The sequence below is a fragment of the Nafulsella turpanensis ZLM-10 genome (assembly GCF_000346615.1).
Classification (GTDB): domain Bacteria; phylum Bacteroidota; class Bacteroidia; order Cytophagales; family Cyclobacteriaceae; genus Nafulsella; species Nafulsella turpanensis.
Window position 1 is genome coordinate 1 of record NZ_ANNU01000065.1, and the last position, 16,288, is coordinate 16,288.

At 47.0% G+C, this 16,288-nt stretch carries 20 protein-coding genes and 1 other RNA gene; 15 read left to right on the top strand and 6 right to left on the bottom strand.

The genetic code is table 11. The features are described from left to right. From F752_RS0120555 to F752_RS24750, 6 genes are all read left to right on the top strand, one after another. A partial coding sequence (locus F752_RS0120555; RefSeq protein WP_017733635.1) for a type IX secretion system membrane protein PorP/SprF occupies positions 1–386 on the top strand: 386 nt, incomplete at its 5' end. Between the two features lie 196 nt (positions 387–582). Continuing rightward, complete coding sequence (locus F752_RS0120560; protein ID WP_017733636.1) at positions 583–1,377, top strand: MBL fold metallo-hydrolase; 795 nt, start codon at positions 583–585, stop codon at positions 1,375–1,377. 99 nt (positions 1,378–1,476) lie between these two features. Continuing rightward, a complete protein-coding gene (locus F752_RS0120565; protein ID WP_017733637.1) occupies positions 1,477–1,668 on the top strand; it encodes a Rho termination factor N-terminal domain-containing protein in 192 nt (63 codons plus the stop codon). Positions 1,669–2,222: 554 nt separating this feature from the next. Then, the gene (locus tag F752_RS0120570) at positions 2,223–2,750 is read left to right on the top strand and encodes a Sua5/YciO/YrdC/YwlC family protein (protein WP_152425239.1); all 528 of its coding nucleotides are present in this window, start codon (positions 2,223–2,225) and stop codon (positions 2,748–2,750) included. A 16-nt stretch (positions 2,751–2,766) separates the two neighbouring features. Next, positions 2,767–4,188: a CCA tRNA nucleotidyltransferase gene (locus F752_RS0120575; protein ID WP_017733639.1), complete on the top strand. Its 1,422-nt coding sequence runs from the start codon at positions 2,767–2,769 to the stop codon at positions 4,186–4,188. A gap of 175 nt (positions 4,189–4,363) precedes the next feature. Beyond that, positions 4,364–4,774: a hypothetical protein gene (locus tag F752_RS24750; RefSeq protein ID WP_017733640.1), complete on the top strand. Its 411-nt coding sequence runs from the start codon at positions 4,364–4,366 to the stop codon at positions 4,772–4,774. 28 nt (positions 4,775–4,802) lie between these two features. Here the strand turns inward: F752_RS24750 and F752_RS0120585 are convergent, their stop codons facing one another. The 6 genes from F752_RS0120585 to F752_RS0120610 form a co-directional block, all read right to left on the bottom strand. Then, a complete protein-coding gene (locus F752_RS0120585) occupies positions 4,803–5,513 on the bottom strand; it encodes a cell division ATP-binding protein FtsE (protein ID WP_017733641.1) in 711 nt (236 codons plus the stop codon). Between the two features lie 3 nt (positions 5,514–5,516). Further along, positions 5,517–5,720, bottom strand: coding sequence for a hypothetical protein (locus tag F752_RS0120590; protein WP_026135886.1), 204 nt, complete (start codon positions 5,718–5,720; stop codon positions 5,517–5,519). A gap of 76 nt (positions 5,721–5,796) precedes the next feature. Further along, a complete protein-coding gene (fsa, locus tag F752_RS0120595; RefSeq protein WP_017733643.1) occupies positions 5,797–6,453 on the bottom strand; it encodes a fructose-6-phosphate aldolase in 657 nt (218 codons plus the stop codon). Positions 6,454–6,579: 126 nt separating this feature from the next. Further along, an RNA gene (gene ffs, locus F752_RS25900) (signal recognition particle sRNA small type) lies at positions 6,580–6,677 on the bottom strand. 228 nt (positions 6,678–6,905) lie between these two features. Beyond that, positions 6,906–7,157, bottom strand: a complete 252-nt coding sequence (locus F752_RS0120605; RefSeq protein ID WP_017733645.1) for a hypothetical protein — start codon at positions 7,155–7,157, stop codon at positions 6,906–6,908. Positions 7,158–7,243: 86 nt separating this feature from the next. Next, positions 7,244–7,747 (bottom strand): hypothetical protein, encoded by a 504-nt coding sequence (locus tag F752_RS0120610; protein WP_040664978.1) that lies wholly within the window; start codon positions 7,745–7,747, stop codon positions 7,244–7,246. 76 nt (positions 7,748–7,823) lie between these two features. Between F752_RS0120610 and F752_RS24755 the strand changes: the two genes are divergently transcribed. The 9 genes from F752_RS24755 (at position 7,824) to aroF (ending at position 16,109) form a co-directional block, all read left to right on the top strand. Further along, positions 7,824–8,006 (top strand): 30S ribosomal protein THX, encoded by a 183-nt coding sequence (locus F752_RS24755; protein ID WP_017733647.1) that lies wholly within the window; start codon positions 7,824–7,826, stop codon positions 8,004–8,006. Positions 8,007–8,222: 216 nt separating this feature from the next. Then, positions 8,223–9,662 carry an anthranilate synthase component I family protein gene (locus F752_RS0120620; RefSeq protein WP_026135887.1) on the top strand — a complete coding sequence of 480 codons (1,440 nt, stop codon included), beginning with the start codon at positions 8,223–8,225 and terminating at the stop codon, positions 9,660–9,662. A gap of 72 nt (positions 9,663–9,734) precedes the next feature. Beyond that, positions 9,735–10,310, top strand: coding sequence for an anthranilate synthase component II (locus tag F752_RS0120625; RefSeq protein ID WP_017733649.1), 576 nt, complete (start codon positions 9,735–9,737; stop codon positions 10,308–10,310). Between the two features lie 103 nt (positions 10,311–10,413). After that, positions 10,414–11,430 (top strand): anthranilate phosphoribosyltransferase, encoded by a 1,017-nt coding sequence (gene trpD, locus F752_RS0120630; protein ID WP_017733650.1) that lies wholly within the window; start codon positions 10,414–10,416, stop codon positions 11,428–11,430. Positions 11,431–11,459: 29 nt separating this feature from the next. Further along, positions 11,460–12,266: an indole-3-glycerol phosphate synthase TrpC gene (gene trpC / locus F752_RS0120635; RefSeq protein ID WP_017733651.1), complete on the top strand. Its 807-nt coding sequence runs from the start codon at positions 11,460–11,462 to the stop codon at positions 12,264–12,266. Between the two features lie 4 nt (positions 12,267–12,270). Continuing rightward, complete coding sequence (locus tag F752_RS0120640) at positions 12,271–12,906, top strand: phosphoribosylanthranilate isomerase (protein WP_017733652.1); 636 nt, start codon at positions 12,271–12,273, stop codon at positions 12,904–12,906. A 56-nt stretch (positions 12,907–12,962) separates the two neighbouring features. Further along, positions 12,963–14,147, top strand: a complete 1,185-nt coding sequence (gene trpB, locus F752_RS0120645; protein WP_017733653.1) for a tryptophan synthase subunit beta — start codon at positions 12,963–12,965, stop codon at positions 14,145–14,147. Positions 14,148–14,278: 131 nt separating this feature from the next. Continuing rightward, positions 14,279–15,073, top strand: coding sequence for a tryptophan synthase subunit alpha (trpA, locus tag F752_RS0120650; RefSeq protein ID WP_017733654.1), 795 nt, complete (start codon positions 14,279–14,281; stop codon positions 15,071–15,073). 25 nt (positions 15,074–15,098) lie between these two features. Further along, on the top strand, positions 15,099–16,109 hold the full coding sequence (gene aroF, locus F752_RS0120655; protein WP_017733655.1) for a 3-deoxy-7-phosphoheptulonate synthase: 1,011 nt from the start codon (positions 15,099–15,101) through the stop codon (positions 16,107–16,109). The last annotated feature ends 179 nt before the right edge of the window (positions 16,110–16,288 follow it).

Genomic DNA, 16,288 nt, shown 5'->3' on the forward strand with positions numbered 1-16,288 from the left:
TACGTATTCCGCTCTACAATGGCCCGCAGGAGCGTGACCGGATTTCAAGTATTGCACCCTCTTTTATTTACAAAAAGCAGGGACAGTTTCAGCAGCTCGATTTAGGCTTCCACTTTCATTACAACCCCATTATGGCGGGTTTCTGGTACAGAGGCTTGCCCCTCATCCGGGATAACTATGGCTATGCCCGGCAGGATGCAGTTTCCTTCCTCTTCGGCCTTCGATTCGACCAGTTTGATGTAGGTTACAGCTTCGACTTCCCTATTTCCTCCATGGGTCCCTCCTCAGGTGGTGCCCACGAAATAACCTTAATGTACCAGTTTAACCTGCTGCAGTCGCGCAAAGTGAAGCGCAAGGAGAAATTCATTCCCTGCCCTACGTTCTAAAGAAAGAATACCTAAACAGAAGATGCTCCTTTTAAGTGGGAGCATCTTCTGTTTTGCCCCTGCTTTAAGAAAACGAGAGAATTTTAATCCGTTACTTATTGAAGTTAAAGCTGTTGTACTACCTTTACATAAATCGAAATACATTGAGTAAGAGGCGCTTGTAAAGAGTGCCTTATAAGATTCCCCCTCCAGTTTGATGCAGTTATTCGTTACATCCCTTAATTCCGGCAGCAATGGCAATTGCTATTATATTGGTAATGAAGATGAAGCCATCCTCATAGATGCAGGCATTTCCTGCCGTGAAACTGAAAAGCGGATGAAGCGCCTGGGCCTTTCCATGGAAAAGGTAAAGGCCATTTTTGTATCGCATGAGCATTCCGACCATATCCGTGGCATTGCAGGCATCTGCAAAAAATGGAAACTGCCGGTGTACATCACTCCCTGGACCCTGAAGGGTGCAAAACTCAGCACCACCTATGAGAATTATCAGCCATTTCAGGCTTATGAGCCGGTAACGATAGGCGACTTCAGCATCACGGCTTTTCCGAAGTACCACGATGCCTCCGACCCGCACAGCTTTATAGTGAGCTCCGGAGAATTAACGGTTGGCGTTTTTACAGATATAGGCGCTCCCTGTGAGCATGTCATTCAGCATTTCGGCCTCTGTCACGCTATTTTCCTGGAAGCGAATTACGATGAGGAAATGCTGTCCAATGGTCGTTATCCTTATTTCTTAAAGCAGCGCATTAGGGGAGGAAAAGGCCACCTGTCTAACCAGCAGGCCCTGCACCTGTTTCTTTCCTGCCGGGCACCCTTTCTCAGTCATGTTTTTCTTTCACACTTATCTAAAGACAACAACTGCCCCGAACTGGTGCACAGCCTGTTTAGCCAACATGCCGACGGGACTGAAGTAGTGGTGGCATCCCGCTTTGAAGAAACGCCTTTATATACCATACAGGCGCAGGAGGAAAAAGGAATGGCAATTGCCTGAGCCATAACACCTGTTGTGTTGAATGTTGGTGGCTGATTAATTTTTCTTCATGCTTAACAATCAGGTATACAGTTGGTTGAGTATAGAAAAGAAAGAACCATGGCAGATTTAAAATACAACCAGAAAGCGGGGGGCGATATACCCGATAAGAAAACAGGTGACGGAAGAATGAATATGGAGCACATGCCCATAGGCGAGCTCCACCGCCGTGCCGAAATGCTTAAAATCCCTAATTATGAAAGCCTGAACAAGCAAAAGCTTATAGAAGAGCTTCATAAGAAAGGGGTGTAAGTTAAGATCCCAGGTTGACTTACCAATTTTTATTGCAATTTCACTGCAGTAACGAAAGCAGGGTGGCCGAAAAATTATTGCTTTGTTCTCCTAATTAGATTAAAGATACCATCAGGTACTGCTTGATTTTAGAGGCACGATGCAATTGGCATTACTGTTCCCTGTTGTCATACCCGTAGGGTATCTGAGGGTTGAAAGTAACTGAAAAATTGCATGTGGGTAAATTGGCCTCTGTTCTTTTTTAACTTTTGCCGTACTTTAAGGTGATCCTTTAAAAAAGATTCCCTTCGGGAATGACAATGGAAGAATTTCTTCCTATAAAAAAGGGTTTTTGTACGGTCAACCCCAGGTCAGATTTAACCTCTTCCGGAAGGGCGGAATTATTCAGCTATGGCGGTATAGCTGTTTCATACATTAAGCCTCCTGGCTTCTGCGGAAGAAGAAACACTTCCTTCTGCCGGGCCATCAGCCAAAATCTCACGAAATCAGAAATTTGTCTGCCACCCCAAGGTATAGTTGCCTATATTTGCGGAAAATACCAGCCAATATTTTATATGAGCAATGCACCTGCCGTACTGTCGGCCCTCAAAAACGGACAACTTATTTTTATTCATGATGCCAGCGGAAGCTACCTTGCTGCCAGTACCCGTAAAAAGGAGGCCGTAAACCAGCTAATCGAGTTGAGCGGGGCGGAGGCGCATTCTGAAGCTTTTGTGGCAATTGGAGAAAGTCCGCAGTTGTTCGATTATGTAGTGCAAATTCCTGAGCTGGCCTGGGATATTATTGAATATGCCGAAAAGCCGCTGCATGTTATTTATAAACAAGGAAAAGGAGTGCCTGCTCAGGTTTTGCCGGAAGGCCGGATAAGGCTGATGCTGGTATTGCAGAACCCGCTGCATGATATACTGGTGAAATTACACCATGGCATTTTATGTGTTCCGGTAGACCCGGCACAGGTCGAAAACTTTAAATCAGTCATTGCCGAAGCGCTTGCCCTGCCACCTCAATCTGGAAGCGGCATAAGTGCAGCGCGGGTAATGGAGCTGGGCCCGAATGGAGAAATTAAGTTTTTGAAGAGATAAGGAATCTGATTTTTGCATGGATTTTAAAGAACTGCTTAACCGGCACCCTTTTTTTGGGGAGATACATTCTGCAGCAGAGGAGTTAGGACTCAAAGCTTACGTAATTGGCGGCTTTGTCCGGGATTTTATTTTAGGTCGGCCCTCGAAAGATATTGACGTGGTTTGCATTGGCAGCGGTATTGAGCTGGCCGAAGCGGTAGCCAGAAAAGTAGGTAAGGAAGGAAAAGTAACAGTATTCAAAAACTTCGGCACTGCCATGCTCACCATTGGCGAGTGGGAGGTGGAGTTTGTCGGAGCTCGCAAGGAGTCGTACGACCGTAACAGCCGCAAACCAGTAGTGGAAAATGGCACACTGGAAGATGACCAGAACCGGCGCGATTTTACCATCAATGCCCTTGCTGTAAGCCTGAACAAAACGACCTATGGTGAACTGCTGGACCCTTTTGGTGGTGTAAAGGACCTGAAGCGAAAAATCATTCGCACACCGCTCGACCCTAAAATAACCTTTTCAGATGATCCGCTGCGCATGATGCGTGCCGTTCGCTTTGCCGCACAATTGAACTTCGATATAGCGCCAGATACTTTTGACGCACTCAGCGAACAGGCCGAAAGGCTAAAGATTGTATCGGAAGAGCGGATTATCGACGAGCTGAACAAGATTATCCTGACGCCTAAACCTTCTTACGGCTTTAAGCTACTGTTCCATGCGCAACTCCTGCATCAGTTCTTTCCTGAAATGGTCGCACTCCATGGGGTGGAAACCCAAAACGGGCTTTCGCATAAAGATAATTTTTACCACACCCTCCAGGTGCTCGATAATGTGGCGGAGGTGTCGGACGATCTCTGGCTGCGTTGGGCGGCTATTCTGCACGATATTGCCAAGCCTCCCACAAAGCGCTTCGACAAAAAAGTCGGCTGGACTTTCCATGGCCATGAAGATAAAGGGGCCCGTATGGTGCCACACATCTTTCGTCGCCTTAAGCTGCCCATGGACCATAAAATGAAGTTCGTGCAAAAGCTGGTGCGCCTGCACCTCCGGCCTATCGCCCTGGTAAAAGATACGGTTACCGATTCGGCCCTTCGCCGGCTCCTTTTCGATACCGGCGATGACCTCGATGCGCTCATGAAGCTCTGCCGCGCCGACATTACCTCTAAAAACGACAATAAAGTGCAGCGCTACCTACGAAACTTCGATAAGGTAGAGCGGAAGATTCAGGAGGTGGAAGAGAAAGACCATGTCCGGAATTTCCAGCCTCCGGTTTCAGGAGAGGAAATTATGGAAGCTTTCGGTCTGAAGCCTTCCCGAGAAGTAGGGGAAATTAAGGAAGAAATAAAGGAGGCGATTCTGGAGGGAAAAATCCGGAATAACCGGGAAGAAGCATGGCGGTTTATGCTCGAAACGGCTAAAGCGAAAGGACTGGAGCCGGTGAGGAAATGAGTGAATAAAAGAATAAACCGTATTATTAATTCACTCATTTTTTATAAGCGCTGTGTGGCAATAGCATAAAGCCCCTCTTTTAAATCTTTTCTCCAATTTTTCTTAGCAGCATTATCATCCCCCAACCTTTTTAGATGATGTTGTGTCTGTAAAGAGTACCATAATATTCTGTTCCATGAAGAAACTTGCTTACCTCCCAGCCTTGCTGCTGTTTATTATTTGTATGGTCTCCTGCGAAAAGGAGGAGCCTGAATTTAAAATAGTCAGCGGCACCTATACAGGTTATTTCTTCAGGATTGGTCCTAGTGTTGATTACCTCCCTTCCGAAGTAACTTTAGAATTTAATGGCAATAAATTTGAAGGGAGCAGTAGTATAGAGAAATACCCTGCTATTTGCAGAGGTACTTTTGAAATTTCAGGGAATGAAATAGAGTTCAGTAATGCCTGTCCCTGGACTGCCGAGTTTGACTGGACTTACATATTAGGAGGGAAGTTTGAGATTTTCGTTGAGGGAACCCATCTTACACTTACCCGCAGGTACAGCAATGACCTTTACGACAGTTATTCACTTGAGCGGCAGGATTAATAATGGCTTTCTTTTGAGAGTTAAAAAATTAATACTCCGTCCGGTAGTCGAATACGTCAATGGCAGAGTCGAGTACTTTGCCTTTTTCACATTTCAGTACCCTGCCCGGGTGCTCCTTAATCATGCGGTGGTTGTGCGTAGCCATTAAAATGGTGGTGCCGCTATTATTAATTTCCTCAAAAAGTCGGTATATCCCTTCCGAAACTTCCGGGTCGAGGTTACCCGTAGGTTCATCTGCCACCAGCATTAAAGGTTCGTTGATAAGGGAGCGGGCAATGACAATACGCTGTTGCTCACCACCCGAAAGCTGGTGGGGCATTTTGTTGCCGATAGAACCTAATCCTACCCGCATCAGTACCTCTGCCAACCGGTTTTTCATTTTGCTTTTGTCACGCCAGCCGGTGGCTTTCATAACAAAGTAGAGATTCTCCGATACTGTCCGGTCGTAGAAAAGCTGGAAGTCCTGGAAAATAATGCCCAGCTTCCGGCGGAGGAAAGGCACTTTTTTCCTTTTTATTTTCTCAATGTTGAAGCCGGCCACCTCCATATGCCCGAGGCGCAGTGGCAGGTCGGCATATATGGTTTTTAGTAAGGATGATTTACCGCTACCCGTACGTCCAATCAGGTACACAAACTCTCCTTTTGAAATACTGAAGTTGACATCATTTAAGATGGCATTCTGCTCCTGAAAAATGCAGACATCTTTTAAGTTTACAATAGGGGCATCGGAGAATGACATAGCTTAAATATCCAGTTTTTGTAGTTTGCCGAACGGAAGGGAGTTAATCAATTGCTCAAGTGCCTCTTCTTTACCTTCCAAACCATATTTTTCCAGTTTGGTAAGAGGGCGATCTGCCCGGAAATAGGCAATCAGGACGAAGTTATCGTCGCGCAGCTGAATATAATCAGGAATTTTGGCTTTTCCTTTTACCTTAATAATGTACATGGTAGGCATGAAGAGGGGACTTTCAGGATAAAAAGGAGGCAGGCCTGTCAGGTAGCAGGCCTGCCATAAAGCTGTTTTAGCTGTTTGATTTTTTGTGGTCGGCCAGGAATTTCTCCAGTCCGCTATCTGTCAAAGGGTGCTTAAGTAGACCGGTAATCACACTCAGCGGACAGGTAGCTACATCGGCGCCAATTTCGGCACATTGCACCAGGTGCATGGTATGACGAACAGAGGCAGCCAGTATTTCAGTTTCGAACTCGTAGTTCTGGTAAATCTGAACGAGCTGCTCGATAAGGGCTAAGCCATCGGTAGAGATATCGTCGAGGCGACCAATGAAAGGAGACACATAAGCAGCGCCTGCTTTGGCGGCTAAAATGGCCTGACCTGCAGAAAATACCAATGTACAGTTGGTGCGAATGCCCTGGTTGCTGAAGTATTTAATCGCTTTTACACCCTCTTTAATCATGGGCACCTTTACCACGATTTTATCATCGATTTTCGCAAGGGCCTCGCCTTCTTTAATAATTTCGTTATAGGTGGTGGCAATTACTTCGGCGCTTACATTATCATCCACAATATCGCAGATAGCTTTGTAATGAGCGCGAACATTTTCTTCGCCACGAATTCCTTCTTTGGCCATCAGGGATGGGTTGGTAGTTACACCATCGAGTACGCCAAGGTCGTAAGCTTCGCGAATTTCGTCGAGATTTGCTGTGTCAATAAAAAATTTCATGAGTATTGGGCTTGTAAAGTTTGCTTACAAAGCTAAGAAAATTATTGATAAAACGACGGTTGCCTGAAGGGCGTTCAGGGGTAAAAATCAGGAAGAAGCAGGGATGAATAAAAAGGAGGGGAAATAAAAAAGGCAAACCGAACATCGCACCGCTCAACCATCTACCCTTGCTGCCTTCCGGCCCTGGGGGAGTTCGACAGGAGCTGGTCGTGCCGATTTGCCAATGCAAAGATAGGGTAGGTTTTTTAGCTGTGCAAGAGTGTAAGAAAAAAAGTTGTTCGTTGGTAGTTGTTCGTTGTTAGAAGGCGCCGGAAATAGTTGCCTTTTTTGGCTATAAAGCCACCAGGTGAAAAATTAAAGACAATAGGAGAGTTCAAACGTTTTTATTTGAAAAGGTGCCACTCTGGCATTGAGTGAACCTCAATGAACAACCAGCAGCCAACAACTAAAACCTACTCTTTTCCTGTTAAGCCTTTCAGGTGCAGGTTAAATTCCAGTGCACTGGCCGGCTCAAATTCATCGGCTGCCAGGTCTTCGAATATTTCGTCATCGTACTGCATCTTGGTCTTTTCCACTTTTCCGCCCGGGTGGATAATTAGCTCCAGCCCCTGGTAAGTAGCGGGGTTCACCTGTACCAGTACGGTATAGTCATCGAAAACCCGCTTAAAGTATTGCTGAACGATATTTTGTGATGCTTTTGCCATTATCTTATTGAATCAGGTGTGGTTGGCAAGATAGCAAAGACAGTGGAATTAAGGTTGCCTTTAGCTACTGGAGCCTAAAATAAAAACTATGAAGCAGGGTAGGCCTCTAGCTGCTGTCGCACTCTTGTTTCTCCTAAGGCGGAAGCAACTCCCGTATACTTTTGTTTTTCCAGCCACTGATCTTCAAGTGCCTTTGCCCACAATTGGAGGTAAAGTACCACATCTTCCCGCTTATTATGCCGGAGGTAGCGCTGCCCTTTGGGTAAAAGCTGAAGAATATCCGGGTCGTTTAAGCGCTCCAGGTACTGAAGATCTTTACTGTCGAAGCCGGCGGCCAGTATTTCCGCAATTACCTCATCCATAGGCAGCCCGCTGCCGGGGCAGTAATCAATTAACTGCTCATTCCAGTCCCCGCTGCGACTCCGTAAGGCACTGGCATGAATTTCTTTTTTGCTTCTGCGGGTAACTTCCTGAGCAAGATGTCCGCAGTTACAGCTGCCCATATGTCCCCATTGGTAATTAGCTCCACTATACAGTTTTTCTGCCGTTCGCCGAAGGGCGAGTATTATTTCCGGGTTTGCTCTTGCCATTTTTTTAATTGTTTTTATGTATTCGTCTAACAACTAAGACTTTTTATTAGTTTGTTTCAAGAGTGCCCGTCCCGAAATGTCGGGTAGATTAAAGTTTGTAAAATATAAAATCAGAAACCATACCATGGGAAGAGGAGATAAAAAGACTAAAAAAGGTAAAATAGCCAAAGGAAGCTTTGGTAAATCACGTCCGCATAAAAAGCAGGTAGAGACTCATCCGGCTCAGGAAGAAAATAAGAAGACCGCGAAAAAGAAATAAAATTAAAAAGGGTAATTTGAGAAATCCGGTTCTTTTCTTGGAGAAGTAAAAAGTCGGATTTACCTTGCACCTACAATGAAGATGACAAACCTATATAGCGCATGGTGGTGGCACACTCTCCAACCCAGGAAGTGAACAGCCTTGCTATATATACCCTATAAGCATTTAATAATCCGAGGCCCGCTGTTCACAGCGGGCTTTTTTGTTTTTATACACATGGAAACGCTCACGAATAAAACTAAAATATTTAAGCTCCACACCCGCAGTCGTAAAATGCTGGCCGATACGCATACGCCGGTGAGCATTTATTTAAAGTTGCGCGATAAATACCGAAACCCGGTACTGCTCGAGAGCTCCGATTACCATGGTACCGAAAACAGCTTCAGCTATATTTGCTGTGAGCCGATGGCCGGTTTTCGGCTGCAGGGCAAGCTTCTCTACACCTATTACCCCGACGGGGCTGAACATAGACAGGAAATAAAGCAGAAGGGAGAAGTAACAGCTGCCCTTGATGCCTTTTCTTCTTCCTTCCAGGCAGAAGACGGGCAGGATAAGTTCATCAGTAATGGCCTGTTTGGCTATATGGGCTACGATGCCGTGCAGGTTTTTGAGGATGTAGAGCTGCAGCAGGGTGAAGAGGCGATTCCACACATACTTTACCATGTTTATCGTTTTGTGATAGCAGTCGATCATTTCAGGAACGAGCTCCATGTATTCGAGCATGGAACAGAGCAGCCGTCTTCAGAAGGAATTGAACAACTGCTGGCAACCATTAATAATAAAAACTTTCCGAGTTACCACTTTGAGCGGGCAGGGGAGGAGAGTAGTAATTTTAATGATGAGGATTTTCTGAAAGTGCTGCAGAAAGGAGTCGACCATTGCCAGCGGGGCGATGTTTTTCAGATGGTCCTGAGCCGCCGTTTTCAGAACCGATTCAGCGGCGACGAATTTAATGTGTACCGTGCCCTTCGCAGCATCAATCCATCGCCTTACCTTTTTTACTTCGATTATGGGAGCTTTAAAATATTCGGCTCTTCGCCGGAGGCACAAATCGTGATAAAAGGAAATGAGGCCAGCATTTTCCCGATTGCAGGCACTTTTCGCCGCACCGGAAATGATGCTAAAGATGCGGAACTCGCCCAAAAGCTGTATGACGACCCCAAGGAAAATGCGGAGCATGTAATGCTGGTCGACCTTGCCCGTAATGACCTGAGCCGGCATGGACGGCAGGTGGAGGTGAAGACTTTCAAGGAAATTCAGTATTACTCGCACGTCATTCACCTTGTTTCGCATGTGCAGGGCCTGCTGACGCCTGAAGAGAATTCGCTCCAGATTGTGGCCGATACCTTTCCTGCTGGTACACTCAGCGGTGCACCCAAGCACCGTGCCCTGCAGCTAATCAACGAATATGAAAAGGGGCCGCGCGGCTTTTATGGCGGAGCCATTGGCTTTATGGGCTTTACCGGAGCCGGAAAGGAGCCACTGTTTAATCACGCTATCATGATTCGCTCCTTCCTCAGTCGCCAAAACACGCTTCACTACCAGGCAGGTGCAGGTGTGGTAGCCAAAAGCAGCATCGAAAGCGAACTGCAGGAGGTACATAATAAGCTCGCCGCTCTCCGCCAGGCAATGAAGCTGGCAGAAGAAATACAGTAGTGGGTAGAATTAGAAATCGGTTAATGTCTTCTATTCTATCATTCACTCACTCTTTCATTCAATTATTAATTCATGAAACTACTGGTAATCGATAATTACGACAGCTTTACTTATAATCTTGTACACATTATCCGGGAACTGGGCTATCAGCCGGAAGTGTGGCGGAACGATCAGTTTAAGCTGGAAGAGGTGGGGGAGTTTGATAAAATATTGCTTTCTCCCGGACCCGGCATTCCTTCCGAGGCCGGACTGATGCCGCAGGTCATTCAAAAATATGCCCCTTCGAAAGATATCTTAGGAGTCTGTCTGGGGCACCAAGCGATTGCCGAAGCCTTCGGAGCGAAAATATTCAACCTGGACGAGGTGCTGCATGGCATTGCCGATACCTGCCTGGTGGAGGAAAAATCTGATGCTGTTTTTGAAGGTTTGCCGCAGGAGTTTAAGGTGGGGCGTTACCACAGCTGGTCAGTAGTTCCGGAAAGCTGCAATGCAGAAACAGGGCTTCAGATAACCGCCCGCGATAGGAGGGGAGAAGTAATGGCTCTCCGCCACCGGGAATTAAAAGTACGCGGATTACAGTTTCATCCCGAAAGCATCCTCACCGAGCACGGCAAAAAACTTATGCAGAACTGGCTGGAAAAGAAATGATAGAATGAATGAGTAATAGAATGATAGAATAGCAGAGGCCTTTATTCACTCATTCTATCATTCACTCATTCAAAATTTTCTGGAGACTCAAGACTAATTAGAAATGAAAGATATACTGAACCAACTTATTGAACATAAAAGCCTCGACCGCGAAACGGCACGGGAAATCTTAATTAAGCTGACTCAGGGGGAATATAACCAAAGCCAGATTGCTGCTTTCCTTACTGTTTACCTGATGCGGAGCATTACGGTGGAGGAGCTGCAGGGATTCAGAGAGGCGATGCTGGAGCAGTGTATTTCGCTTGACCTGTCGGCTTACGACCCTATTGACCTTTGCGGTACCGGAGGAGATGGAAAAGATACCTTCAACATCAGTACACTTAGCTCCTTTATTGTGGCAGGGGCGGGGCAGGCAGTAGCCAAGCATGGCAACAATGGCGTGTCCTCTGTCTGTGGCTCCTCTAACCTGCTGGCACATTTTGGCTATTCTTTCACTAATGATAAGGAAGAAATTAAGCATTCGATGGAAGAGAGTAATATCTGCTTTTTGCATGCACCGCTTTTTCATCCGGCCATGAAAAATGTAGCTCCCATCCGGCAGCAGTTAGGGGTAAAAACCTTTTTCAATATGCTGGGGCCGATGGTGAATCCTGCCTTCCCGAATAAGCAGCTGGTGGGCGTGTTCAGCCTAGAGCTGGCCCGCCTATATGCCTATCTCTATCAGCAAACGAATAAGCAGTTCGTAATTTTGCATGCACTGGATGGTTATGATGAAATCAGCCTGACCGGCCCCTTTAAAATGATTACCAATGAAGGAGAGCATGTGCTGCATCCGGAAGATGTTGGTCTGAAGACGATTTCAGCGGAATCAATCAAAGGAGGCGACAGCATAGAGGAATCGGCTAAAGTTTTTCTGCAGATACTGATGGGCGAAGGCACTGAAGCGCAGGAGTCGGTCGTGCTGGCAAATGCAGGAGCCGCCCTTGCCTGCGGGAAAGGGATTTCGTTTGCCGAAGGAATTGAACAGGCCCGCGAAAGTTTGAAAAGCGGCAGAGCCCTCGATACCTTCCGGAAACTTACCGGCCATAAAAGCAGTACCACCATCAGCATGCAGTCTTAAAACTTTATACTTATTACTTACTACTACTCATGAGTATTCTCGATAAAATTATCAGCCATAAGAAAAAAGAAGTTGCCGAACGAATTGGCCTCTACCCGATAAAGCTGCTGGAACAGAGTATCTACTTTGAAAGCGAGCCTATCAGTATGAAGAAGTACCTGCTGAGGGAAGACAAATCAGGAATTGTTGCGGAAATCAAGCGTAAATCGCCCAGCAAAGGAGCTATTAACCCGCATGTAAATGTGGAGCGAACTTCCATCGGCTATATGCAGGCAGGTGCATCTGCCCTGAGTGTGCTTACCGATAGTGAATTTTTCGGAGGGAAAAACGAAGACCTCACCATCGCACGCAAATATAACTTCTGCCCGATTCTTCGTAAGGATTTTATTATAGAAGAGTACCAGATTGTGGAGGCTAAGTCAATCGGGGCCGATACCATTCTGCTTATTGCGGCCGTGCTCGACCCTCAGCGGTTAAAGGCACTGGCTGCTTTTGCCAAAAGCCTGCATATGGAGGTGCTCATGGAGGTGCATAATCTGGAAGAGCTGCAGCAGAACCTTCACCCTGAGGTAGATATGGTGGGCGTGAATAACCGAAACCTCAATACCTTCGAAACTACGGTGGAGACCTCCAAAGCACTTGCTTCGCACATACCATCAGGCTTTGTGGCGGTAAGTGAGAGTGGCATTAATAATCCTGCCACCATTGCAGAACTCAAAACCTTCGGCTATCAGGGCTTCCTGATGGGAGAGTATTTTATGCAGCATGCCCGCCCCGAAGATGCCGCTTCCCGATTTATAAAAGAACTGAAAAAGCTAAACCAGCAGAAAGCCTGAGGAAATGCAAAAGCCAAAGCTGAAAATATGCGGAATGAAGTACCCTGAGAACCTGCAGGCAGTGGCCGCCCTGCAGCCTGACTATCTGGGCTTTATCTTCTACCCTAAATCGAAGCGCTATATGGCTGACACCCTTTCTCCTGAGGTGGTGCATACTTTGCCTTCCGGTATCGGGCGGGTAGGGGTGTTTGTAAATGCAGAAACAGACTTTATTCTGGAGCAGGCGTCAGCTTACCAGTTGCAGGTACTACAGCTCCATGGAGATGAAAGTCCTGAAGAATGCCGTCAACTGCAGGGGAGAGGCTATACCCTTGTGAAAGCCTTTGGTGTGGATGAAAATTTCGATTTCAGCCAGCTTCGGAACTATGAAGCAGTAGTCGACTATTATCTGTTCGATACCAAAGGCTCGGGCTACGGAGGGCATGGCCGGACTTTCGACTGGAGAGTGCTGGAGCAGTACGACCGGCACAAGCCTTTCTTCCTGAGTGGAGGTATTGGGCTGGAAGAAGTAGAAGGCTTAAGAGAGATGGGCGGCTTTCCTCTGCTGGCCATAGATGTCAACAGCCGTTTCGAAGAAGAGGCAGGGAGAAAAAATATTGCACAGCTCAGGGGCCTTCAGGAAAAGCTTGAGCTGCTTTGAGGCAGGGCAATCGGTTAGTAAATTATTGAATCAGCAAATAAGCACACTTATATAGTATGTCAGAATACAGAGTAAATGAACACGGGTACTACGGAAGTTTTGGCGGAAGCTTTATTCCGGAGATGCTTTACCCGAATGTGGAAGAACTGCGGGAGCGGTATCTCGCCATTCTGGAGAGTGAAGACTTTCAGAAGCAGTACCACCAGCTGCTCCGCGATTATGTTGGTCGCCCTACACCGCTTTATCTTGCCGAAAGGCTGTCGGAGCGCCTTGGGGCCAGTATTTACCTGAAGCGGGAAGACCTCTGCCATACCGGAGCTCATAAAGTGAATAATACAGTCGGGCAGATATTGCTGGCGAAGGCTCTCGGAAAGCAAAAGATTATTGCGGAAACAGGTGCAGGGCAGCATGGAGTGGCCACGGCAACAGTCTGCGCACTGATGGGGCTGGAGTGTATTGTATATATGGGGCAGGTGGATATGGAGCGGCAGAAGCCCAATGTGGAGCGGATGAAGCTGCTTGGAGCCGAGGTGCGTCCTGCCATGAGCGGCAGCCGAACGTTAAAAGATGCTACCAACGAAGCCATGCGCCACTGGATTAATAATCCGGCCGATACGCACTATATAATTGGTAGCGTGGTGGGGCCTCACCCTTACCCCGATATGGTCGCCCGTCTGCAGGCGATTATCAGCAAAGAAATGCGTGCTCAGCTGAAGGAAAAGACAGGAACGGAAAACCCTGACTATGTGGTGGCCTGCGTGGGCGGCGGTTCCAATGCCGCCGGAGCATTTTACCACTACCTCGATGAGCCATCTGTTAAACTGATAGCCGTGGAAGCAGCCGGTAAAGGCGTGGATAGCGGAGAGTCAGCGGCGACCACCTTTTTAGGAAAGCCAGGGGTGCTCCACGGAAGCAAAACCCTGCTGATGCAAACCGAAGACGGACAGGTGACGGAGCCCTACAGCATTTCGGCCGGCCTTGATTATCCTGGTATAGGCCCGCTGCATGCCCACCTTTTTGACTCAAAGCGTGCCGGATTTCTGGCTGTAACCGATGCACAGGCCATGGATGCAGGTATTCGCCTAAGCAAACTGGAGGGTATTATTCCTGCAATTGAAAGCGCTCATGCCCTGGCGGCCCTGGAGCAGATGGAGCTAAAGAAAAGCGATGTGGTCATCGTCAACCTCAGCGGCCGCGGCGATAAAGACCTGGAGACCTACATTAAGTGGGGCGGATACTAAATTTGGAATTGTGGAGATGTGAAAATAAGGAAATGCTTTTTCAGTTCCTCACTCTTCCGACACCAGCTACAAACTACCAGCCATCAGCCACCAAATGCTCAAGACTCATGACTCAAGACTCAAGACTAAAATTGAATAGAATAGACCAGTTTTTTCAGCAGCGAAACGAACCCGTGCTGAACATATATTTTACGGCAGGCTTTCCGCAGCCCGATAGTACCCGCACCATTTTAAGCGGTTTACAGAAAGCAGGAGCCGACCTGATAGAAATAGGGATTCCTTTTTCTGACCCTGTGGCTGACGGGCCTACTATCCAGCAAAGCAATAAAAAAGCACTTGAAAACGGAATGACGCTCCGCCTGCTGATGGAGCAGCTAAAAGGGTTTCGGGAAGAAGTGCAGGTGCCGGTGGTGCTGATGGGTTACCTCAACCCTATTGTCCAGTACGGGATAGAACAATTCTGTCAGGACTGCGAAGCTGTAGGGATAGATGGCCTTATCCTGCCCGACCTTCCTATGTATGAGTATCAGATTTTCTACAAGGAGTTCTTCCAAAAGCATGGGCTGCACAACATTTTCCTGATTTCCCCCCAGACCAGCGAAGCACGCATCCGGGAGATAGATGCCAACAGCCAGGGCTTTATTTATATGGTATCTTCCGCTTCTGTTACAGGAGCTAAGCAGGGAATATCGCAGGAGCAGCTCGGCTATTTTGAACGGATTCAGCAGATGAAACTAAAGAATCCCAAGTTGATAGGCTTTGGCATCAGCGACCGTGAAAGCTTCCAGCAGGCCAGTCGGTATGCAGAAGGGGCAATTATCGGCAGTGCTTTCATTAAGCTGCTTGAAAAATTAGAACAGCCGGAGCAGGATATCAAAAACTTTGTAGAATCTATCAAGCAGCCGGCGACTCAGTCAGCAAAGTAATTTACATTCAAGACCATCCACCATCATGATTATACAGTTACAGAAAAATATCGATGAAGGCCAGAAAGGCCAAATTATCGACAAAATTAACAGTCTCAAATATTCCACTACAGAGGTAAACACCCAAAAAGGAAGTTACATCATCGGGATAGGCAAGAAGGATTTTGATATCCGCCAGCTCGGGAACATGCCGGGCATTGCCGATATCCATATTGTATCCGACGATTACAAGTTGGTATCGGCAAAATGGAAAGTAGAGCCATCCGTGATTGACCTTGGCGACGGCGTCAGCATTAGTGCGAAGGATTTTGCCGTAATGGCCGGCCCATGTTCGATAGAAGGGGAGGCTCAGATTAGAAATACCATCCAGCATCTGAAGGAAAACAACATCAGAATAATGAGGGGTGGAGTGTATAAGCCGCGGAGTTCTCCTTATTCCTTCAGAGGAATGGGTATTGAAGGTTTACAGTTGTGGCACCAGCTGGCCAGTGAGGCAGGAATAAAGATTATCACGGAAGTGATGCAGGTGTCCCAGATTGAAGAGATGTACCCCTATGTCGACATTTTCCAGGTAGGAGCCAGAAACACCCAGAACTTCAATCTGCTCGATGAGCTGGGGAAGGTGGATAAGCCGGTAATGATCAAGCGGGGCATCAGCGGAACCATAGACGAACTGCTGTATTCAGCAGAATATGTATTCAGCGGAGGAAATGAAAAGCTCCTGCTCTGCGAGAGAGGCATCCGTACCTATGAAAAAGCGAGCCGCAATACGCTGGACTTAAATGCTATTCCGATTCTGAAGGAAAAAACACACCTGCCGGTTATTGCAGACCCATCGCATGGCATTGGCATCAGAAAGCACGTGGAGTCCATGACCTTGGCCAGTATCATGGCCGGAGCCGATGGAGTAATCGTGGAAGTGCATGAGAAACCCGAAGAAGCTTTCAGCGATGGACAGCAGACACTTGATTATAAGGAGTCAAAGTGTCTTTACGAGAAAATTCGCCAGGTGTACGAACTGCGCCAGACGTTTTAAGAATGAAAAAGAAGTAAAATCCGGTAGTTGTAAAAAGCTGCCGGATTTTATTTTTTACCTGCAGGTAAAAAAGGGGCGAAAGGAGGTGATTTATTTCGACAGTAGAGGAGAATCCGGAATAAAGGGGAGGTAGAAGAAGAAGTTTCGGAATGGGGTGAAAATACTTTTGAGGAGCTCTT